The 21771-nt window shown below is 38.1% G+C and carries 21 protein-coding genes; 2 read left to right on the forward strand and 19 right to left on the reverse strand.

Translation table 11 applies throughout. From position 1 onward, the window contains the following. Positions 1-425 precede the first annotated feature (425 nt). The 12 genes from KJS44_RS13925 to KJS44_RS13980 form a co-directional block, all read right to left on the reverse strand. A complete protein-coding gene (locus tag KJS44_RS13925) occupies positions 426-1664 on the reverse strand; it encodes an IS256 family transposase (RefSeq protein ID WP_017144743.1) in 1239 nt (412 codons plus the stop codon). Between the two features lie 175 nt (positions 1665-1839). After that, positions 1840-2835: a YHYH domain-containing protein gene (locus KJS44_RS13930; protein ID WP_008690390.1), complete on the reverse strand. Its 996-nt coding sequence runs from the start codon at positions 2833-2835 to the stop codon at positions 1840-1842. 298 nt (positions 2836-3133) lie between these two features. After that, entirely contained in the window at positions 3134-4051 is a 918-nt protein-coding gene (locus tag KJS44_RS13935; protein WP_008690389.1) for a transketolase family protein, read from the reverse strand. After that, positions 4051-4869 carry a transketolase gene (locus KJS44_RS13940; RefSeq protein WP_008690388.1) on the reverse strand — a complete coding sequence of 273 codons (819 nt, stop codon included), beginning with the start codon at positions 4867-4869 and terminating at the stop codon, positions 4051-4053. Before KJS44_RS13940 ends, KJS44_RS13935 begins: the two co-directional genes overlap by 1 nt. Positions 4870-4969: 100 nt before the next feature. Beyond that, a complete protein-coding gene (locus tag KJS44_RS13945) occupies positions 4970-6244 on the reverse strand; it encodes a class II D-tagatose-bisphosphate aldolase non-catalytic subunit (protein ID WP_008690387.1) in 1275 nt (424 codons plus the stop codon). Positions 6245-6307: 63 nt separating this feature from the next. Then, positions 6308-7165 (reverse strand): ketose-bisphosphate aldolase, encoded by an 858-nt coding sequence (locus tag KJS44_RS13950; RefSeq protein WP_008690385.1) that lies wholly within the window; start codon positions 7163-7165, stop codon positions 6308-6310. Positions 7166-7169: 4 nt separating this feature from the next. Next, positions 7170-7622, reverse strand: a complete 453-nt coding sequence (locus KJS44_RS13955; protein ID WP_008690384.1) for a DUF3284 domain-containing protein — start codon at positions 7620-7622, stop codon at positions 7170-7172. A 39-nt stretch (positions 7623-7661) separates the two neighbouring features. Beyond that, positions 7662-8807, reverse strand: coding sequence for a mannitol dehydrogenase family protein (locus KJS44_RS13960; RefSeq protein ID WP_008690383.1), 1146 nt, complete (start codon positions 8805-8807; stop codon positions 7662-7664). Positions 8808-8816: 9 nt separating this feature from the next. Beyond that, complete coding sequence (locus KJS44_RS13965) at positions 8817-9890, reverse strand: PTS fructose transporter subunit IIC (RefSeq protein WP_008690382.1); 1074 nt, start codon at positions 9888-9890, stop codon at positions 8817-8819. 24 nt (positions 9891-9914) lie between these two features. Beyond that, on the reverse strand, positions 9915-10229 hold the full coding sequence (locus tag KJS44_RS13970) for a PTS fructose transporter subunit IIB (protein ID WP_008690381.1): 315 nt from the start codon (positions 10227-10229) through the stop codon (positions 9915-9917). A gap of 19 nt (positions 10230-10248) precedes the next feature. Next, entirely contained in the window at positions 10249-10689 is a 441-nt protein-coding gene (locus KJS44_RS13975) for a PTS sugar transporter subunit IIA (RefSeq protein WP_008690380.1), read from the reverse strand. A gap of 5 nt (positions 10690-10694) precedes the next feature. Next, positions 10695-11654: a type I phosphomannose isomerase catalytic subunit gene (locus KJS44_RS13980; protein ID WP_008690379.1), complete on the reverse strand. Its 960-nt coding sequence runs from the start codon at positions 11652-11654 to the stop codon at positions 10695-10697. 334 nt (positions 11655-11988) lie between these two features. Between KJS44_RS13980 and KJS44_RS13985 the strand changes: the two genes are divergently transcribed. Together KJS44_RS13985 and KJS44_RS13990 are read left to right on the forward strand one after the other, a co-directional pair. Then, a complete protein-coding gene (locus KJS44_RS13985; protein ID WP_008690378.1) occupies positions 11989-13935 on the forward strand; it encodes a BglG family transcription antiterminator in 1947 nt (648 codons plus the stop codon). A gap of 728 nt (positions 13936-14663) precedes the next feature. Next, entirely contained in the window at positions 14664-14984 is a 321-nt protein-coding gene (locus KJS44_RS13990) for a hypothetical protein (protein WP_008690374.1), read from the forward strand. A 48-nt stretch (positions 14985-15032) separates the two neighbouring features. Here KJS44_RS13990 and KJS44_RS13995 read toward each other — a convergent pair whose 3' ends face one another. The 7 genes from KJS44_RS13995 to KJS44_RS14025 form a co-directional block, all read right to left on the reverse strand. Further along, complete coding sequence (locus KJS44_RS13995) at positions 15033-15428, reverse strand: hypothetical protein (RefSeq protein WP_008690372.1); 396 nt, start codon at positions 15426-15428, stop codon at positions 15033-15035. Between the two features lie 55 nt (positions 15429-15483). Further along, complete coding sequence (locus KJS44_RS14000; RefSeq protein WP_008690370.1) at positions 15484-16626, reverse strand: mannitol dehydrogenase family protein; 1143 nt, start codon at positions 16624-16626, stop codon at positions 15484-15486. A gap of 6 nt (positions 16627-16632) precedes the next feature. Beyond that, complete coding sequence (locus KJS44_RS14005; protein WP_008690368.1) at positions 16633-17697, reverse strand: PTS fructose transporter subunit IIC; 1065 nt, start codon at positions 17695-17697, stop codon at positions 16633-16635. 33 nt (positions 17698-17730) lie between these two features. Then, positions 17731-18039: a PTS fructose transporter subunit IIB gene (locus tag KJS44_RS14010; RefSeq protein WP_008690367.1), complete on the reverse strand. Its 309-nt coding sequence runs from the start codon at positions 18037-18039 to the stop codon at positions 17731-17733. 2 nt (positions 18040-18041) lie between these two features. Next, positions 18042-18488 (reverse strand): PTS sugar transporter subunit IIA, encoded by a 447-nt coding sequence (locus tag KJS44_RS14015; protein WP_008690365.1) that lies wholly within the window; start codon positions 18486-18488, stop codon positions 18042-18044. 4 nt (positions 18489-18492) lie between these two features. Continuing rightward, entirely contained in the window at positions 18493-19458 is a 966-nt protein-coding gene (locus KJS44_RS14020) for a type I phosphomannose isomerase catalytic subunit (protein WP_008690364.1), read from the reverse strand. Positions 19459-19638: 180 nt separating this feature from the next. Then, positions 19639-21582 (reverse strand): BglG family transcription antiterminator, encoded by a 1944-nt coding sequence (locus tag KJS44_RS14025; RefSeq protein WP_008690361.1) that lies wholly within the window; start codon positions 21580-21582, stop codon positions 19639-19641. Positions 21583-21771 lie beyond the last annotated feature (189 nt).

Consider the following 21771-nt stretch of genomic DNA (forward strand, 5'->3'; position numbering starts at 1 on the left):
CCATCCGTTTCCATATAGCATATGATTTCTCTTGGTTGCTTTTGTTAGTATGGACTGCCAAATTCATTTAAAACGCAAGAAAGAAGTCTAAATCTTTCGATATCTTTATTGTATGAATTCAAGAGAAAGGATATGATAAACTCATAGAGAGGTATGAATGAATATGAACATAAAAGATTATGCAAAAAAGATAAACAAGGAAGCCATCTATTGTTGCTATGACACTTATATGGAAAATCCGAAAGAAGATGAAAAAGGTGATTGATGATGAATTGGCGAATCATCACCTTATCGCCAGCATGAAACTATTTCAAGCATAATAAAATAAAATTTACAAAGTAAAAGACTGCTCACCGATGTGATATGATTCCACCTCCGTGGAGGGTTTGTCAAGAAAAGTGTGTAAGTAAAATTGATTAAGACATCTATTTAAGATATTTTTCAATACGAGATGTAAAAATTTCATTAACCATAAGTTGATTCAACACTTTTGACCAATCGTGAATGGTTCCGTTATTCCATTTCTTTTCTAGCTCTGTACAGCGTAAGTATAATAATTTGAATAAGGCGTTTTCATTTGGAAAGGCGCCTTTTTTCGTTACTTTGCGAAAACTTGAATTGATCGACTCTATCGCGTTAGTGGTATACATAATACGTCGTACATCACTTCCATAATCATATAATTGTTCTACAAATTTGAAGTTCCTTTTCCATACTTCAATAGCTCCAGGATACTGTTCCCATGTTCGACAAAAAGATTCAAAGGCTGCCGCTGCCGCTTTTAAATTTGGTGCCCCATATACTTTCTTTAATTCTTGTGTGAACTTTTTATAATCCTTACTAGGGACGTATTTAATGGAATTGCGGATCAGATGTACGATACATCTTTGAACAATGATCTTAGGAAATATTGCTTTGGCTCCTTCTTCCAGTCCACTAACTCCATCCATCGACATAAAGAAAACATCTTCTATCCCTCGTGCTTTCAATTCATCAAATATCTGCATCCAATAATTCTTACTCTCGCTTTCACTAAGCCATAATCCAAGGATATCTTTATGCCCATTCAAATCGTAGCCTAATATCGTGTATACAGCGCATTCTTTCGCCTCATAGCCACTACGCAATGTCACATACATACAATCTACGAACAAGAAGGCATAGCACTTCTTTAATGGTCTATTTCGCCATTCTTCTAGTTCTGGTAATATGGCATCTGTAATATCGGATACCATTTCATGAGAAATTGAAAATCCATAGATATCTTCTATTGTTTTTGATATATCACGTTGACTCATTCCTCGTGCATACATCGCTAATACTTTATCTTCTATTCCTGAAACATCTCTTTGTCGTTTTGATATCAGCTGTGGCTCAAAAGAGCCATCACCCTCTCTTGGTGTATCTATCGTGATATCTCCCTTTGTAGTATGAACAGTTTTTTGACCATATCCATTTCTACGATTCTGCGTTTGTTTATATTCTTTATTATTATTCTCATATCCTAAATGATGACTCATCTCACCTTGGAGCAACGATTCAAATATCGGACCAAAAAGTTCTTTGAGTGCTTCATCTGCATCTTCTGCTGATTGTGGATCAAATTGTTTTGCGATTTCTTGCGCGAGTGCTACTGTTTTTGGATCTCTTTTTATTCTTGCCATATGTTATTTCCTCTACTTTCTTTTATTGTATCATAAGCATATAAAAACTGTGTATCGTTAAGTCGTACGCTCTTAACTTACACAGTTTATTTTACACTCTCTCCGTGGACAACGTTTTCTGTATTGACGTTGTTACTTTAATGGGATTATATCAATGTAAACAGTCTTTTTATGTTTATCCTTTTGCTAATTTTCTTCGCTTAATGATTTTTTTAATTTTACGAACAATAACATAAATGATGATAATGAAAACACCTAAAATGATTGCTGATTCTATCGGATTTACTTCCACAAGATTATCATCATAAGAAGCATCATATGCCGCTTTCGCTTCTTTATAGAATTTCGTATCTTTTACAGAATCTAAAAACTGGTAATTTTTATCCTCATGTTCTTTGGCGTCTTCTTTACCATTTGTCTTACTCATTTCTAAAAAATTCTTTTTCTCCTTGATGTAGTTCTCACGATAAGTATTGTATTCGCTTATATAATGTTTGCTAAATTTTTTTAAATCAAAACTACGTTTTGCTTCCTCTTCATTATATATGTTCGTAAAAGCATCTTTGTCTGCCATAGCATATATTTCATTCAGCTTTAGCTTTTCTTTTGCATCGTATGCTTCTTTATAATGTTTTGTATATACTTCTTTTATAATATTTTTAGGCAAAGTTGCTAATTGATATTTTTCAGTCGTTATTGCATCTTTTTCCCCATTTTGTTTGGCTAACGTTTCACTTTTCTTACGTAACTCTTTTTCAGCCTGTAAAAATGCTTTGTCAAATGCCGATCGATAATTACTATCTTTGTATTTATACTTTATATTTTTTAAGTTTCTGTTTGGCTCCTTTATCTTAGCTGCATAACCTTCTTTTTTACCAATAGCTTTATAATCAATTTTTGGCTTAGTGACCGTTGGCTTGCTCGTGGTATAACTATTTGTCGTTGTATTCGTAGACGGTTTCGTTTGATTGCTAGATGAATTCGAACTAGATGCAGAGCTATTACCATTATGACAATGGTATTCTCCATATGCCAATCCCCATTTTTCACAATTGGTACGACAGGTGTGACAACCATTTCCATCAGTTCTTCCCGGATGTGCTTTCACCGCCTGTGTAGCGCCAAGCAGCGTAGCTGAAAGCATTGCTGCGAATAATACTTTTTTCTTCATTTCTTTCTCCCTCTGAAATTTCTATTCTTTTTGATTCTAATCTATTATACAATTATTCATTACAGATAGGAATGTAAAGGGTTTCTTTATACATAATTTCACCTGTTTATTTATTAACACCTATTATTTATACATGTATATGTAGATCAAACGTTTATCAATTACTGTTTTGTCTATGTTATACAAAAACATCCGCCATTGAGTTCTTCGTTTCTAAAAGAACTACTTAAGTGAAATAGAAAAGAGAACATAAGCCTTACATACCACACAGCTTATGTTCTCTAATATTCCTATGCTCTTATCTATCCTGTACCGCTTTAACAATTGCCTTTGCGTTGATGCCATACTTTTCAAATAAAGCTTGTGCATCGCCACTTTCTCCAAAGGTATCCTGTACACCGATATGTTTTACAACACAGGCATGCGCACTGCTTGCCACAACATCCGATACTGCACTTCCTAAACCGCCAATCACACTATGCTCTTCACAAGTGATGATCGTATCATGGGTTTTTGCCAATTCTTTTATTAAGGCGGTATCTAATGGTTTTATGGTTGAAATGTTTACCACAGTAGGGGCTTCCTCCAACATAGCAGCTGCTTTTAAAGCTTCTTGTACCATCATACCACTCGCCACTAAGGCAACCTTTTTCCCCTTACGTAAAACATTGCCTTTCCCAATTTCAAATGTATAAGATGCATCATATACACTCTCTACTTTGCCTCTGCCAAGACGAACATAACAAGGTCCATCTATGTTAGCTACTGCTCGAATAGCCTGTTTGGTTTCCTCTTCATCACAAGGCTGAATCACTGTCATTCCCGGAATCACACGCATTAATGCCAGATCTTCATTACACTGATGACTAGCACCATCTTCCCCTACACTTAGACCTGCATGGGTAGCGCAAATCTTCACATTTAGATGAGGATAACCAATGCTGTTACGAATTTGTTCAAAGGCTCTTCCTGCCGCAAACATCGCAAAGCTGGACGCAAAGACGATATACTTGCTTGCCGCTAAACCTGCCGCAATGCCCATCATATTTCCTTCCGCTATACCAACATCAAAATGACGCTGTGGACAAACCTTTTTCGCTTCGCTTGTTTTGGTACTTCCTGCCAGATCCGCATCTAAAACAATAACTCGCTCATTCTCTTGTATGAGCTGTGCCAACGCTTTTCCATAGGCCTCTCTTGTTGCACACTTTGCCATTATGCCTCACCTCCTAATTCCTTTATTGCTTGTTCATACTGTTCTTTATTGGGGGCTGTTCCATGCCAGCCTGCTTGATTTTCCATGAAGGACACGCCTTTTCCTTTCACGGTATTGGCAATGATGGCTGTTGGTCTTCCCTTATTTTCTCTAGCTTTTGATAAAGCCGATAAGATTTCATCCATCGCATGACCATCTACCGTCAAAACATGGAAATGAAATGCCTTAAATTTTTCTTCTAAAGAATCAACATTCATAACCTTTGCCACCTCACCATCAATCTGCAAACGGTTATGATCAACGATGACACATAAATTATCCAGCTGATACTGTGCAGCTGCCATGGCAGCCTCCCAAACTTCACCTTCCTGACATTCTCCATCGCCCAATAACGCATAGACACGATGATGGTTTTGGGCAAGCTTATTGCCCAGTGCCATGCCAACAGCTGCAGAGATTCCTTGACCTAATGAGCCAGTTGACATATCAACACCGGCAACATATTTCATGTTGGGATGTCCTTGTAATCGTGAGTTTATCTTGCGAAATGTCAATAATTCACGTTCATCAAGAAGTCCTTTTTCACACAATACCGCATATAACAAAGGAGATGCATGTCCTTTACTTAAGACGAAACGATCACGATCGATGCTGTTTACATTCGCTTCTGTGATATCCATCTCTTGAAAATATAATGCCGTCACAAGATCTGTTGCACTCAGACTTCCACCCGGATGTCCACTTTGTGCCGTATAGACCTGTTTTAAAATATGCTTACGTATTTGTCTGGCATGTTCTACTAATTCCTGTTTATCCATAACTTACCTTCTTTCTTGTTGTCATGTTGTTATACATATACTTCCTCATGATACACCTGTTTATAAAGGAAGAGCTGAAAGATGCTTCCAGCTCCTAAGATTATTTTTCAATGGCTTTACGAATACGGCTGGTAACTCCCTTTAGGTTGTAGCATTCGGCATACTGCTGTAAAGGACGTTTGATGTGATCAACAACAAAGCGCTGTCCATCGATATGGAATTTTGCCAAATTCGCATAAAGCTGCTGTAATTCTTTTTTTACATCTTCATCATTGAATGCATAATGACCGGAGATATCAAGAATTTCTAAGGATAATGCTTCATCTTTTAAGATATCCTCTACCTGTAGATTACGCTGTTCTCCCATCATCCATTTTCTCCAACGTTCTGTTTTGATTGCTTTTACCAACAAAGTATTTCTTAAATCCGAAGTTTCATCAAGCAAACCTTCCTCTTCTAAGATTTTTTCTACATCACACAGCTTTAAGTAAGCACGGGTTTCTTCTGTACCATACTGTGGGGCTACATTGCTGGCAGTTACATTTGCCGGAATATGTTCCAGTAAGGTTACATCATCCAAATAATCCGCATTATGTTCCTTAAGTCCTACACCATATTGTTTCGCCATCTGTGCTAGGTCATAGGCGTTATGGAAATTATAGGTTCCTACCTGTTCTGTTTTTCTTGTTAACGTACCTGTCTGACCAACGATGAAAGTTGGCATTGGTAATCCTTTGGCAGTTAATTCTTTTTCCAGCTTTTCGATAAATTCATGATACTTTTCTGTCGAAGTTAAACCACCATTGGTTTCCTCTGTACCAACTTCATAGCCAATTTCCGGTAAGCCGCGTTTTTTACGTTCTTCTTCACAATAGGCAATTAAATCAACCGTACGACTTAATACCACATCCAAAGGAATGACTTTACCAATTTCAAATGGGTCCTTCGTTGGGTCGATCATCAATAAATCAAAACCATTTTCAATATCAGCTAAGTAAGACTGACGAGCTAATTTCATTGCTTCTTCTTCTGGCAGGTGGGCATTACGCTCATTATCTCTTTGCCAAGGTCCACCATGATCACGACACAAATAGTACAAACCATCAAAGCCTACTTCATTCGCAACCTTGCGAATATCTTCATTAAAACGTTTCTGATCCCAGCCATTCACATAGCCGCCACCTAACGCATCGGCATCTACCTGATTACGACTGGCAATGAACATCAAAGGGAAATCATAATCTCTAGCGATTTCAAAACTTGCCTGTAATAAATTAGGTGACATTGGCCCTATGCCTAATAACGTTGCACTATCTCCTGAATCTTGTAATTTTAATAGTCCTTCCACTACTTTTTTAATTGGTAACTTTTCCATATCTTTCTTCTCCTCTTTTTACCTATTTTGTATGTTTCACCGTTACGCTTGATAAGCATATGCTTATTTGTATAAATATGCTTTCCCAACGGTGTTTAACAGACGCATCTTATTAGCGATGACACTTCGCGCCGCCTGAATGGCCGAAGGAAATATCGCATTTGGCTCATATGCATCTGGATGAAGCGCTAAATATCTTTTTGTTTCAGTAAAGAATGCTGTTTTTACATCACTGGAAATATTGATCTTACAAATTCCTAAGGCGACGGCCTGAGTTATCTCTTCATCCGGGTTGCTGCTGCCTCCATGTAATACCAAAGGGATGTTCACCTGTTCGCGAATGGCTTTTAAAACATCCAGCCTTAACGTTGGTTTATAATTTGTGGGATAAATGCCATGGGCAGTGCCAATCGCAACTGCTAAAGTATCCACACCTGTTTTATCCACAAATGTTTTCACCGCTACCGGATCACTATATTGAATGTCACTGACATGCTCCTTGCTAATCGCACCTATCGTTCCTAATTCAGCTTCCACGGATACATGCTGAGGCTTTACAAGCTCACAGATATCCTTTGTTCGCCGGATGTTTTCATCTAGAGGATACGAGGATGCATCGATCATGACGGAAGTGAAACCACAACGCAATGCTTGCAATATCTGTTGGCGATTAGCGCCATGATCCAAATGGATGACACAGGGAACACTTGTCGTATGGGCAACCTCCAGAACCGTTTTCATAAAAGGTTCTTTCAAATAGGCAAGCTCATCAGGATGAATCTCATAAATCACAGGTGCTTGTAAGGCTTCACTTTCTTCCTTCACAGCATTTAATATTTCCAGACTGCCGATGTTGAAGGCAGGAATCGCGAAATGATGTTTTTGTGCGATTGTTAACAGCTCTTGCATATTCATCAGCATATCTTTATTCTCCTTTTCGATTCCTATGAATTTCATTTTGTTTCTTTGCCTCATCTTCCAAATGATGAAGATATTGAACAATTTTCATGCGATACAAATGTCCTTTCAGAAAGCTTAGCAATCGAATACCGAAATGCACATCATGCAGTTTTTCTTGATAGATGATACAGGTATAGTTTTCATCCAATGGCTGTAAGCGATAAGAAATTGTCTGTGTATATTTAGGGTATTGGCTCTTTACCTTGTAATATTGTGCTTCCTGTAGTGCTTCTATTGTTACCGGAATGCGATATTCCTTATCATGAAACTTTAGCTTTTGAGTATACGAATAGCCCTGATGCAGCTGGGCAGGACGCTTCGCAAGCTTCACCTGTTGTTTGATATCCTTTTGCAGCTCTTTTAATAAAATGCGATAGATAGCTGCCGCATTTACATGGACATTTACTTTCACTTTCATATTCATCTTTCCTCATCACTTGGCTCTTAGGGGCAAGAATTACTTATTTTTTAAACGTACATACCATGAACAAATTTCCTTTAACAAATCCTCTTGATAAGAGAAACCGCATATTTGATGAACCGCTTCAATGATGCCTTTTTCTTGAATGAGCATCTGCATCTGCATAGCAGCTTCATCCGTTTTTTCATCATAAAGCAAACCATACGCAATCGCTTGTACGATATGTTCATAAGGTAAGTGATGCGCTTTACACATACGGGCACTGCCACATAAGCGATCATCATAGCTAAGCTTACGCAGTGGATCTTTTCCTACCCGATAAACCGTATCCGGCATATCTCCTTTTGCTTTCGGAAAGACACTTAACTTATCCAACTGCTCTTCACTGATGGGATACTGTTGCAGGATACCGGCACGTATTTCTTTGGTAACTTCCTGAATAAAGGCTGCTCCATCTTCATCTTCCAATAGTTCATTAATGGTCGTATAACCTCGATACCAACCAAGATAAGCACTGGCTGCATGAGGACCATTCACAAGGAATACTTTAATATCCTTTAACATGGCGATATCATCACATAACTCTAACCACTCAATATCTGCGATATCAATCGTTAATGGCGGTTGTATCAATAAGGACAAGACTGCCGTTGAACGAATGTTTAGCGAGCGATGATCATCGGCATCGGTACTGCGGCGAATGATAGTATCCCGTATGACGACCTGATGCATAAACCAGGACAGCAGCTCTTCGTTCATATCTTTTACAAAGGCATCTTGAATCATTGGTATCATGCCGTTTTTATTTGTTAAACAAAGCATGCTCAGCTTTTGATTGGGATTTGTCTTTGCCCGCATCTTAAAGATTTCTTTTACATATGCGATAGCCTCAGGAAAATCTTGGGGATAGATGCTAAGAAACAAGAGATCGGCATATACGATGGCATGGCAATCCTGTGGCTCTAGCAGGGTTTCATATGCCTCATAGCCGCTTACCTCATGTTCTTCTATGCACTCCTTGCGATAGACCTGCACATGGTAACTGCCTGTTTCATTTAGTTTTTGGATAACACCGGCATCTTTATCTAAAAATGTTGTATGCCAGCGTGGTGCATTGGCAAGGGTTTCTCCAAGAAACCCCTTCCCCAATCTACCTGCACCAAGAATGACTGCATTTGCCATAAGATTCCCCTATTTCGTTTCTACCGCTTTGGCTTCTGCTTTCTTTTTCTTATCCTCTAAATTCGGTTTGATAAACATCAATGCAATGGCTGTCACAACGACACCGATTGCCATATCTAAGGTGTATAACAGCGGCTTGCTGGTAGCTGCTACAACGATCATACCGCCATGAGGAACATAACAGTCAATTGCATGCATCATTGCTAAGCCGGCACCTACCGCACTACCTAAACAGATTGCTGGCAATACATGTTTGATATCCTTAACAGCAAATGGAATTGCCCCTTCGGTAATACCAATCAATCCCATAAAGGCTGCGGTAATACCTAATTGTTTTTCAGCATCATCATATTTTTTACGTGAAATGAATGTTGATAAAGCTAGTCCAAGTGGAGGAATGGCAACCGCAACACGGAAAGCACCGTTTGGTCCATAAATACCTTCTGCCATCAATGCCATGGTAAATGCTGAAGCTGTCTTATTAATAGGTCCACCCATATCAAAGGCTGTCATCAATCCAATAACGATTCCTAACAGGATAGCGCTGCCGCCCTGCATATTGCTTAACATCGTGGTCAAGGCTTTCATCAAAGCACCTAATGGACCAACTAAGATATACATATAAGCTAAACAGCAAATCAGTGTTGATAGAATAGGAATGATCAAGACTGGCATGATGCTTTTAATGGTTGTGTTCACCTTCCATGATTTGATCCATTTGCATACATAACCAACAAAGATACCCATGATCATCGCACCTAAGAAACCGGTAGATACACTATTTTCACCAACGGGATTGTTAGCGATATAACCGGCAATCATACCAGGTGCTAAGCCCGGTTTCCCAGCTAGTGAATAAGCGATATAACCAGCTAGCATAGGAATCATCATGGCCATACCGGCAGAACCAATCGTATTCAAATTCTGCATGAAAGGATTGGTGACTTTCATTCCTTCGGCACCGGCATCTCCGGTTGCTAAGGCGATGGCTAAGAAGACACCACCGATAACAACGGCTGGAAGAAAATATGAAACACCGGTATTAAACGCCTTTACCAAATCTTTTCCAATATTTTTAAACATAGGATTTCCTCTCTTTCCTCTTCTTTAGAGCTTTTCTGCCTGATCAATGATCTCAGCAGGATTTTTGATTACTACAGAAGGATCAATCGTGATGACCTTGCCTTCCTCTTCTTTTTCTTCAAAACGTTCTTCCCCTTCGATACCGATGGCTACTGCCAAAATGACAGCATCTGCACTGGCGATATCATCTTCCTCCAGTTCATTTTCAATACCCATGCCCCCTTGGGTTTCTACCTTGTAGTCATAACCTCTTTTCTTACATTCCTGTTCAATGGCTTCCTGTGCCATGTACGTGTGCGCAATACCTGTGGTACATGCGGCAACGGCAACGATTTTCATTTCTTTTTCCTCCTATCGTTTATTCCTCTTCTAATACGGAAATACAGTCATAAAATGCTTCACTGGTTTTCGCATCTTGTAATTGTTGGCGAAAATCCGCTTTGATCAAATGGCGACTTAGCATTGCCAATATTCGCAAATGCTCTGCATTACGGCTTGCTAATGGAACTCCAATCATAAAGATCAAATTTACCTGTTCCTCATCCCATTGCAAAGGATGATTCAGCTTTAAACAAGCCACGAAGGTATCCTTAACCGCATCACTTTCGCCATGCGGTATGGCAACGCTGTAGCCAATGGCTGTAGATACTACTTCTTCGCGTTTCAAAACAGCCTCAACATAACTTTTTTTATCGGTAATCTTACCCGCTTTATCCGCAAGGTCCGCAAGATAAGAAATGACTTCCCTTTTATCTTGAAACTGTTGATCACTGACGTTTACTATCTCCTTTGTAAACACATGTTTCACCTCTTTTCCTTCGGTATGGCAACCATCACTTGCATACTCCCTTGCAAGGTGTAGCGCTTGGCAAGTGATGTGACAATGAGATTATCTCCCGCTTTGACATCCAGTGTTTCCTGCTTGGTTTCAAGTAATCCCTGACCCTGAAGAATCGTTAACAATGCATAGCTTTCATTTACGATGTCCACAGCTTCCTGTATCTGATATTGACGAATGGTGAAGATGTCATTGTCACAATACGTAATACAGGTAAAGGCTTTTTCTTTTTGTATTGTAGGAGTAAGTGGGGCATCTTTATGAGGGATGCATACGACATCTGCTGCCTTGGCAATTTGCAGAGGTCGTTTATTTCCGAAAGCATCCGTATTGTCATAATCGTAAATGCGATATGTGATATCAGAATTTTGTTGAACCTCATACACAAGCATCTTTCCTTCACATCCATGTAAGATACCGGCAGGAATATACGCAGCATCTCCATCATGAATTGGTTTGCGTATTACCAAATCATCAATTTCACCCTGGGCAATACGTTGCAAGAAGGCTTCTTTGGTTTTGGCCGTATGCCCATAGATGAGCTTTGTGTTCGGTGCTGTTTTCAGATACAAACAGAATTCACTTTTTCCTGTGGCATGTTCATGTGCTTGTGCATAAGCATCATCGGGATGTACCTGTAAGGATGGAGAGGATGATACATCATTCATCTTGATTAACAAGGGAAAGTGTTCCTGTTTACTATTAGCAAACAACTCACGATGCTGTTCATACACTTCGCTCAAACGCATATCTTGAAAAGGTTCTTGTAAGATTCTGCTTTCTCCATGTTCATGGGCACTGATCATCCAATATTCACCAATGCGTTGATGGGTATCTTGGGCTAAACCCAAATATTCAGCAATCTGCGTACCGCCATATGCTTTCTCTTTCATCATGGATTTCAGTTTCAGAATTTCCTTGCTCATTGTCTTGCGCTCCTTTCTTACGCCCCTATTGTAAAAGGGGAAATTTTTTTGCGAAATACCAACTCTTTTCTACAACTTCCGGAAATAAAAAAACACCGGCAATTACCGGCACCATGCTTTCCCCTATAGGGGAAAGATTTCAAGAAATTATGCTGTATTTATGCAAAAACTCCCTTTAAATGTCATAAAAAAATGTTATGATAGTGATACTGCACGTGTTCGTGTATCTTTTTTTCCACAACATCTGGAAAGAGTTTGCAATAGCCGATTCCAAGATTTCATCTTATGATATCTTAGGGATTTCTCTATTCCTTATTCTGAAAGGAGAATCACAATGAAATCATCGAAATTAACGCTGTTTCTTAATCTTCTGCTGGAAGAAGAAGACTTCCACAAGACCAGCTACTATGCCGAAAAGCTCATGGTATCCAGCAAAACCATCTCCAATTATATCAACGATTTACGCTACTATATGCGAAATCATCAGGTAGCGTTAATTTCACGCCATGGTGTTGGCATACGCTTAGAAGGCAGTATGGAAGAGCGCGCAAAGCTACGTGAAGCGATACAGCAGGATTTAGATGAAACACCCACAAGTAAAAATCGTCAACATAAAATTCTTGAAAAATTATTGATGAAAGATGAATGTGTGTCGGTGCGTCGTCTGTCGGATGCCTATTGTGTCAGTTCCACTTCCATCGTGAAAGATTTGGAGAAAATCGAACAGCATCTTTCGCAACAGGATCTTTATTTACAACGTGATAAAAGCGGGACCCGCATCATCGGTAAGGAACAGCGGATTCGCAGTGCCAAGCGGAAGTTTATTTTCAATGAACTCATGGCCTTGTCGCAACAAGATAAAGTCATTGACCGCAAGACTTGTCAGGCAATCTTATCTCGTTATGTGGATGAAGAAAGTCAAAACATCAGTCGTCAGATGATTCAGATGGCACAGGATAAATTAAATTTTCATCTGGATACCAATTACTATAATCAGATTTTTGTCACCTATGCGATCTTTATCTCAAGAATTCGCAAAGGTTATGGAATTACAGAAGCACCTGCCCGTCCGGTTGTTACCGAACTGCACATATTAAAGACCTATCCTATCACAGAGGAGATTACCCAATGGTTAAAAGATGCGCATGGCATTACGATGAATGATCGAGATATTCGCTGGGTAAATGCAAGGATTGCCGGTGTGTATCATGAAGATCAAAAAGCCAAGGATGGCTATTCTCCTATTGTACAGGATATTGTGAATGAACTGATAACTTCCATTGGTGATATCTTCTCGGTAGACTTTATGTCTGATGAGCTGTTAAAGACTGGTTTATCTAATCATTTTGTCCCTATGATTGCCCGCTTAAAAAACAACATTAAGATTACCAATCCTTTTTTGCTTCAGATCAAGCAGCAGTTTACCGCCATGTTCAGTGTCATTTCCCTTGCTTCCAGCGTGCTGGAAAAGAAATTAGGGTATACCTTGTCCGATGATGAAATCGGGTTTATCCTCATTCACTTTCAGGCAGCATTAGAACGACATAACTTATCAAAAAAAATTGCCATTGTGTATAACTGCAACTTAGCGAATGCCTTATTGATTGAGAATCAAATTAAGATCAATCTGCCTACCTTTGATGTCATTGAATTAATCAACATACAAGATTTGAAAGAAAAATACTTGCATGATTTTGATTTCATCATTTCAACAATGGAAGTATCAACAGATTTACCTTCAGTCGTCATTTCTCCATTAGCTGACAGCAATGATATTCAAAAAATTAAGCAGACCTACGATAAGCTGATACGTGATGTCAAGGAATCACGCTTTTATTCCCTGTTGCAAGCCATCAGCAGTGATACGATCTTAGTGAAACAGAAATGTAAATCAAAAGAAGAAATTTTAAAAACCGCAAATGATATCTTACGAAAAAAGGGATACATAACCGAAGACTTCTATCAAAGTGTCTTAAATCGTGAAAAGATATCTTCTACAGAAATTGGCAATGGTATTGCCATTCCCCATGGACTTGATACTTTTGTAAATCATACCGCAATTGTTCTTATCACGTTAGAAGAACCTATTCTTTGGAAAGAAGATATGGTGCGTGTCATCTTCTTTACGGCAGTATCTTTTGAACAGAAGGAAATCATGAAAAAACTTTTAAAGGATTTGTATCATCTCATCAGTGCTAATGAATTTATAGAGCAGATATCCGCAGCGGAAACGTGTGAAGAAGTGCTAGGTCTTTTGTATGGTAAAAGATTATCGAAATAGTAAAAAGTAGTCACTTTGAAGTGTACTCAATTATTTGGACTTAAAGTAAATAGGCTAAATCAAGCAGTTACGAAGGATTGATTTCTGTATTGCACAGAAATTAATCCTTTTCCTTTTGTTGTTATTCTTTAGTATTCCTTTTTCTATGATCTTTAAACGCTAAAAAACAATTACGAAGTGTTGATTACATAAGACGGAAATACCTATTAAACCACCTACTGTAACAATGTCATCATTCTTATATAAATTTTTCTCCATCAGCATTCGCAAATGCAATAACTGCATACTTTATATCATCCACATATTCTCTTTAAAATTTAATGGTTCTACTCTCAATCATAAATATCCTTGCTAACATCTTGCTAACTATCTATCTAACAATCATTAGTAGCAAGAAAGCATGTTTTGCTTACTATAGTTATATGATAAATTGATTTTTTCTACTTTATTTACATAAAACATCATGATTCGATATTAAAAACTAATAAAAGTGAATTTTTTGTGCTTATTATCTTTATAAGAAAAGAAGAACTATTTTAATCTTGCTAACAATCTATCTAACATTCATGCTAACAATTATTACTAGCAAGACTTTTCGTACCTCAAAATACACAACATAGTATACCCCCATTTCTATCTTTCCCATCATCTTTTTCGTTTCCTCTTACAGAATACTTGTACTTTTTTAATTGTACGATTATAATGAGCAAGAAAAGAAGGAACACAACATGACAGTACAAGATTTAGCTTCATTTCATGAAACCTTAAAACAAAATAACATACCCTTTTACACCGATATCTTCACAGATGATATATGGGGTGATATGGGTGTTGATACAGCATCGGTAAGTGTAACAGCAAACGAAGATAGCTGGCATATTCATTATATAAGAACACAAAGTGGCATTCCTTATATCTTTGCCAACTATGTAAGCAATATCGTAGATGAATACCATAAAGATTTATCCCATGAACAGTTCTATGATTACCTCAACCTTCATAATCTACAAAAAGCATTTGCTGATTTTATGCATACAAATCATGTATAAGCCTTGTGAAACATTAACATTTTATTTAACACGCAAGTTCTGCGTGTTTTATTGTGCTTTATCGATAAAGGTTGTTAATGCCTCCATCATGGTAAAACGTGCCTGTGATGTTCTGGCTCGCCATGCATAAACCAGCTTATTACGAATAGTTGTATGGGTGATTTTTTCTTCATAAAGAACACGATACTTTTCATCGAAAGGTTCAATTTTATGAACGAGTATTTGTATCATACCAGGATATTGCTTCTCCATTTGAAAAATACTTTGATTATCACATCTACGCAGACAACATAAGGTGCCATAGGAATCCTCAAAACAGAAACCTTCTTGAATATCCTCATAACGTAGATTCTTTTGATGTTTCTTCACCTCATCATAAAGCCCTTTTTTCAGGTTTTCAAAATAACGATTTACATCCATTGCTACAATTTTCACTACCCGCATAATTACGCTCCTTTCTAACAGTGAAATGACTCTTGAATAACAAGAGCCACTTCATCTATGCTTTTTTCAATTGTTCATAGTAATATAAGATGCGTTTGGTAACTTCATGTTCTTTAGCAAAACCAGTAAGTTTTACAATCGTCTGTAAGATACCTTCCTCATGAATGCTTTTTTGTAATGCCACTGCTTGTTTATCTCTAGGCTCATCGTAGAGAAAACCATATGCCATCGCTTTGGCTATCGCGTCATAAGGCAATCCATGCGCATAACACATAGCAGCACTGCCGGCTAAACGATCACCTTTGGTCAATTTGCGAATTGGATCATACGCCACACGATAAATATAATCTACCATTTCACCTTTCGCCGCAGGGAAATGACTTAAATTATACAACTGCTTTTTCGTTAGTGGATAATGCTGTAAGACACCTTCTGTTATCTCTTTTTCTACTTCCTTAATAAAGGCTGCCCCTTCTTCATCACTACTAATTTCATTAATAGTTTCATAGCCTTTATAATATCCCAGAAAAGCACTGGCAGCATGTGGACCATTTACCACAAACACCTTTACATCTTTTAATAGCTCTAATTGATCACATGTTTCCATCCACTCAATCGCTGATAGATCAACATTTAAGGGTTGCTGGATCAGTAAGGATAATACCGCTGTCGTACGAATATTTAAGGCCGCATTGCTTTGGGCATCTGTACTTCTTCGCACGATAGAATCGCGTAAGACAACCTGTTCCTGAAACCAGGCATGTGTTTCTTCTGGCAAATGTTCATAAAACATCTGCTCAATATCTTTCATTAAATGATTTTTATTTGTGATAAAGATCATACAAAGCTTCTTATCAGGCTGTTGCTGTTTTCTACGATACAGCCCTTCACAGACAGTGCATACAGCCTGCGGTATTTGTTCTGGGTAAATGACAAAGTAAATGACATCGGCATCGATTACACTTTCCATTGCCCCACTTTGTTTCCATGTATAAGCATCATAACCGCGAACGCGATGCTCTTCAATGCGTGTTTCGCGATGTACACACACATCGTAATACCCCTTATTTTTCATTGCCTCAATGACGTTTTCGTCAATATCTATAAATGTCGTTTTCCATCCTTCTGCATTCGCAAGAGTTTCCCCAATAAAACCCTTGCCTAATCTTCCTGCACCAATAATCAATGCGTGTTTCATATCGTTCTAAGCAGCTTCCTTATCTGCTTTTTCAACAATTGGCTTTTTTAATACATTTGCCAGTAAGGCTGTCACGATCGTACCGACGATAATAGCAATGACAAACCAAACTTTTTCATCAATGATCGGTAATACAATAGGTCCGCCATGTGGCGCATAATCCTTAACACCGGTAACTGCCGCAATAGCACCGCCAACAGCACCACCGGCCATAATGGATGGAATAACTTTTGCCGGATCTGCAACTGCCAATGGAATTGCCCCTTCAGAAATACCAATCAATCCCATGAACAAGGAAGCCTTACCTGCATCACGTTCTTCCTGTGTATATTTATTCTTTGATAATAAAGTTGCCAGACCCATACCTAATGGGGCAGTACAAATTGGAACCGCACAGATACCAAAGAATTCATAATGACCTTCTGCCATCATACCGATGGAGAACAAGCAAGCGGTCTTATTTACCGGTCCGCCCATATCAACTGTAACCATCATACCCATGATGATGCCAAGCACTACTTTACTGCCACTGGATAAGCTAGTTAAGAAGCTTTCGATACCGCCCATTGCCATACCGATTGGATTCGCTAAGATATACATATAGAAGATACATACGATAAAAGATGTCACAACCGGAATAATCAGAATTGGTACAACCGTTTTAATTAAGTCCGGATAATGAATTTTCTTCATATAACGTACGATATATCCAGTCATAAAACCTAACACCAATGCTCCTAAAAAACCAGTTTTTACTGCATTACCACCAATTGTAATTTCTGTATTCGCAATATATCCGGCAACCAGCCCTGGTGCTAAACCTGGTTTCCCCGCAATGGCATAAGCGATATAACCAGCTAATACAGGAATCATCATAAACAAACCAGCTGCACCGATTTCCTGTACATGCAATAGAAATTCGTTTTTGATTACCATACCTTCACCTGCCACGGCTGTACCACCAAAGGCAATAGAACCGGCATAGAAGATACCACCGATAACCGTCATCGGAATCATGTAAGACATACCTGTCATCAGATAATTCTTAATTTTCTTAAAATCAACACTCATAGTTTCACTCTCCTCTTTTCTTTATTATGTTGCTTACTTTACTGCTTCTTCTAACTTCATGATTGCGGCCTGCGGATTTTTAATCGCATCCGCCACATCAATCTCAACAACAATTTTGTCTTCAAAACGTTCCATGCCTTCTACAGCACAACCAACCGCGATTAATACAACATCCGCCGTTTCCACTTCATCTTCAGTGATTTCATTTTCAGCACCCATCGCACCTTGCGTTTCTAATTTAATTTCATGTCCCCTTTTACGACCTGCTTCTTCTAATGCCTCTTGCGCCATATATGTATGCGCAATGCCTGTTGGACATGCGGTAATGCCAACAATCTTCATAGCTAATCTCCTTTCTCTGTTTCCAGTTTTTTCAAACAGTTGAATAACTGTTGTTCATTTTCTGCATGCAGAATATCTTCACGAAACTCCTGATGCATTAGATTTCTGCTTAACCAAGCTAATATTTGCAAATGCTCTTTTGTTCGCTTATTCTCTGGAACCCCAATCAGAAAGATCATCTTCACCAGCTCATCACCCCAATGCAGCGGAGCTTCTAAGGTAGCGACTGCGACAAAGGATTCTTGTACATCTTGACTGGAGCCATGCGGAATCGCGATATCATAACCAACTGCGGTAGAGAATTCCTCTTCCCGTTGGCAAACCGATTGTTTATATGCTTCACCTCCTATCACTTTCTTACTTTCTATCGCTTTTTGAATCAAGAAATCAATTGCTTCCATTTTGGTTTGAAACTGTTTCTTGACAAACGTTAACTGCTGATCAAACATGTCGTTATTCCCCCTTCACCATGCCTGGCTCACTAACCAATAAGGAAAGATTTCCATCGATCGTATACTGTTTTGCATTCGAAGTCATAATGAAGCTCATGCCTGCACCGATACCATAAGTAGCTTCTCCTGTAATTAATGTGCCTTTGCCATCTAGTACCAAGCATAAGGAATACGTTTCATTTTCTATACACTCTGCTTCATGTATGCCATACTTCGTAATGCGGAAGAAAGCATTGTCGATATACTGTTGGATTTCATTTTGTCCATGCTCTGTAATTTGCGGTTTTACCATCGGTTCTTCGTGTGGGATTGTCACAACATCTAAGGCTTTTTCCAAATGCAATTCACGTGGTTTTCCATTGACATCTACATTATCATAATCATAAATGCGATATGTCACATCACTGCTTTGCTGGACCTCTGCCATCAGCATCTTTCCTTCTACGCCATGTACGACACCTGCCGGTGTATATACAAAATCACCTGTTTTTACCTCTTTACGTATGAGCAGCTCATCCCATCGCTTTTCCAGTGCCATTTTTTGAAACTCTCCACGACTTTTGGCACGATGTCCGCGTACTAATTTTGTTCCATCATCCACATCCAGAAATAAACAAAACTCAGCTTTCCCTAAGTCATGCTCATGTACCTTCGCATATGCATCATCCGGATGTACCTGTACGGATACCGGACTGGTAATCTCATTGATCTTTACCAATAAAGGAAACCGTTCGCGTTTATCGTGATGAAATAATTCACGATGCTTTTCATAAACCTCTTTTAGGCTTTGCCCCTCGCAAGCCGTATTGGTAATGATACTGACACCGTTATCATGAGCACTGATTGCCCAGTATTCACCAATTTTCTTATTCATCTCCTCTAAAAAGCCAAATTTTTTCTGGATGCGATTTCCTCCATAGATTTTTTCTTTCAATGGCGATTTTAGAAATAACACCTCATCCTTCATATCATCACTCTCCTTTGACAGCTACATTATGTCATGAGAAACTTTTTTACGATATGCCAATCCTCTTCATAGTTTTTTGTAAGTCTTAGGACACATAAAAAACCGTCTGCTTCTTATATTTAACAAACACAAAAAACAAACGGTTAGCTTAAATGATAATACAAGGTGTAGCAAGACCATTTAAAGACTTCTGACAATTTCATAAAATGCCTTTTCTGTTGTACATTCACGTACGCGGTGAATCGTATCTTTGGATTTGATGAACTGATAAATATTGCTAATCAACTTTCTGGAACGTTCTTTATCCGCAAAATTAAAGGCCAGACAAATAATGATGTCTACTTTCTCTTTATCCCATACAATTGGTTTTTTCAATGTCATTACGAGGATCTTTTCCTTTTTCACATACTTTGAAATCCCATGCGGTATTGCTAAACCATTTCCCATTTCCGTAGGTGCCATGCGTTCTCTTTCTTTCATAGATGCCAAAAAACCTTCACTGACATAACCATTGCGCATAAAAATCGTATGAATTTTTTCCAAGACCGTGTCTTTATCCTCATAATCTTGTTTTAAAAGTAGGGTTTCTTTATCCAACGTTTCTAACAATAGATTTTTAACACTTTCTTTGTGCTTGCTTGTATCGGCACATATCTGATTAATTTTATGAACATCATATTCGTCCACCAGTGGCGAAATCAAAATAACAGGTTTTTTATCATAAGCAATCTCTACTGTGGATATGATAAAATCAAAATCATCAAGATAGGATAGTTTTAAATCATCTAAATTAAAGGTTTCGACAACATCAAAACGTGGCAGATTGCGTTTCACTCGATGTTCTACTAAATCCGCATTCGCACCGCTTGAATGAATTACAATGGCAATTTTCTTAGAAAGATTATAGCGTTCGATAGCAGCCTGTACATGGATTAATAGAAAACTAATTTCATCATCTGAAAGATGAATATTCAAAGAATTCTCAAAGGTGGAAGCAGCTAAGACCAATACACTAAATAGTGCCGGATATTGTGCTTTTATTTGCGGTAAAAAAGGATTGGTAATCTTAATCTTATTCGTAATGCGTGTCATCATAGGAACAACATGCTGCTGTAAACCTTTAAATAATTCCTCATCATCATTCAGATTTTCTCCTACTACCGCCGAAATCGTTTCTATGAATTCACTTAACTGACTTCTAATCTCTTCCGCCTTACGACTCACACTATGTATATCATTTTCATGATAAACACCGGATACCCGAGCATTCAGCCAACGTACATCTTGATCTTTTAAAGCAATCCCATAGGTATTCTTCAGCCATTGTGCCAATTCTAATGTCACGGGATAAGTTTTTAACCGATGTAGTTCCGATACAACAGGACGATAAGTTGTTTGTATTAAAAGATGTTCCTTTTCCACACGATCAAGAAAGATAGCAAACTGTATAAAAATCTGATAATAATACATATCATCCATTAGTTCACAAGAAAGTTTATCATTTACAAAGGTAATCATTTCTTCCGCAATTTCCATATATCTTTTCGCTACATAATTTGCCAAAATTGCTTTGCATGTTTTTAAATCATAGCTTTCCTTAGCAGACAACTTCTCTTTAAACTTTTCAAAAACATAGTTACGCTTTGCACTGCGAATGTGCTGTTCCTTTCCGCTCACATATGTACCACTCTTATCTCTTACTAAGAATAATTCATTCTTTTGCAATACCTTATCTACATATTCTAAATCATTGACGATACTGCTTTTCGCAACATCATATTTCTCTACCAGCTTGCGAACAGATACCGTTTCATCTTTCATCAAAAGATTTTCTAATAACTCTTTTCTGCGAAAGTCAGTGAAGTCCTGTGTTAAATATGTTTCTTCAAGATAACGCCGAAACACATCTCGCTCATCCTCAGCACCAACTAGCAAATACCCCTCACCTCTTCGCTTTTCGACATGAAGATCAAATGGACGAAGCTCATATTCCAGCTCCTTTAAATAATTGTATATCGTCTTTGTGGATACCTTCAAATGTTGGGTAAAATATGCAATCTGTTTCGGTTCTTTTAAATCTAATAATAGAATATAAAAATTTTTAAGATTTTCATTTGCTGCCATTTTTTCACCATCTTTTCCAATTTATTGTATAAAATAAGCATTATTAAGATTAAATACAATTATAACGTATTTTTTAGTCTGTTAATATGCATATTCTTAGGTGTATGAAAAAACTTGGAATCTCATTACTTTGGAATGATCTTTATCACACCAATGAAACTCCAAGTTCCTTTAACTTACATGAAATAA

The sequence above is a fragment of the Longicatena caecimuris genome (genome assembly GCF_018406465.1).
Taxonomy (GTDB): domain Bacteria; phylum Bacillota_I; class Bacilli_A; order Erysipelotrichales; family Erysipelotrichaceae; genus Longicatena; species Longicatena caecimuris.

Excerpts from the sequence above, each read along its gene's own strand:
- KJS44_RS13925 (WP_017144743.1), bottom strand. The coding sequence starts at position 1,664 with ATGGCAAGAATAAAAAGAGATCCAAAAACAGTAGCACTCGCGCAAGAA.
- KJS44_RS13930 (WP_008690390.1), bottom strand. The coding sequence starts at position 2,835 with ATGAAGAAAAAAGTATTATTCGCAGCAATGCTTTCAGCTACGCTGCTT.
- KJS44_RS13935 (WP_008690389.1), bottom strand. The coding sequence starts at position 4,051 with ATGGCAAAGTGTGCAACAAGAGAGGCCTATGGAAAAGCGTTGGCACAG.
- KJS44_RS13940 (WP_008690388.1), bottom strand. The coding sequence starts at position 4,869 with ATGGATAAACAGGAATTAGTAGAACATGCCAGACAAATACGTAAGCAT.
- KJS44_RS13945 (WP_008690387.1), bottom strand. The coding sequence starts at position 6,244 with ATGGAAAAGTTACCAATTAAAAAAGTAGTGGAAGGACTATTAAAATTA.
- KJS44_RS13950 (WP_008690385.1), bottom strand. The coding sequence starts at position 7,165 with ATGCTGATGAATATGCAAGAGCTGTTAACAATCGCACAAAAACATCAT.
- KJS44_RS13955 (WP_008690384.1), bottom strand. The coding sequence starts at position 7,622 with ATGAAAGTGAAAGTAAATGTCCATGTAAATGCGGCAGCTATCTATCGC.
- KJS44_RS13960 (WP_008690383.1), bottom strand. The coding sequence starts at position 8,807 with ATGGCAAATGCAGTCATTCTTGGTGCAGGTAGATTGGGGAAGGGGTTT.
- KJS44_RS13965 (WP_008690382.1), bottom strand. The coding sequence starts at position 9,890 with ATGTTTAAAAATATTGGAAAAGATTTGGTAAAGGCGTTTAATACCGGT.
- KJS44_RS13970 (WP_008690381.1), bottom strand. The coding sequence starts at position 10,229 with ATGAAAATCGTTGCCGTTGCCGCATGTACCACAGGTATTGCGCACACG.
- KJS44_RS13980 (WP_008690379.1), bottom strand. The coding sequence starts at position 11,654 with ATGAGCAAGGAAATTCTGAAACTGAAATCCATGATGAAAGAGAAAGCA.
- KJS44_RS13985 (WP_008690378.1), top strand. The coding sequence starts at position 11,989 with ATGAAATCATCGAAATTAACGCTGTTTCTTAATCTTCTGCTGGAAGAA.
- KJS44_RS13990 (WP_008690374.1), top strand. The coding sequence starts at position 14,664 with ATGACAGTACAAGATTTAGCTTCATTTCATGAAACCTTAAAACAAAAT.
- KJS44_RS13995 (WP_008690372.1), bottom strand. The coding sequence starts at position 15,428 with ATGCGGGTAGTGAAAATTGTAGCAATGGATGTAAATCGTTATTTTGAA.
- KJS44_RS14000 (WP_008690370.1), bottom strand. The coding sequence starts at position 16,626 with ATGAAACACGCATTGATTATTGGTGCAGGAAGATTAGGCAAGGGTTTT.
- KJS44_RS14005 (WP_008690368.1), bottom strand. The coding sequence starts at position 17,697 with ATGAGTGTTGATTTTAAGAAAATTAAGAATTATCTGATGACAGGTATG.
- KJS44_RS14010 (WP_008690367.1), bottom strand. The coding sequence starts at position 18,039 with ATGAAGATTGTTGGCATTACCGCATGTCCAACAGGCATTGCGCATACA.
- KJS44_RS14015 (WP_008690365.1), bottom strand. The coding sequence starts at position 18,488 with ATGTTTGATCAGCAGTTAACGTTTGTCAAGAAACAGTTTCAAACCAAA.
- KJS44_RS14020 (WP_008690364.1), bottom strand. The coding sequence starts at position 19,458 with ATGAAGGATGAGGTGTTATTTCTAAAATCGCCATTGAAAGAAAAAATC.
- KJS44_RS14025 (WP_008690361.1), bottom strand. The coding sequence starts at position 21,582 with ATGGCAGCAAATGAAAATCTTAAAAATTTTTATATTCTATTATTAGAT.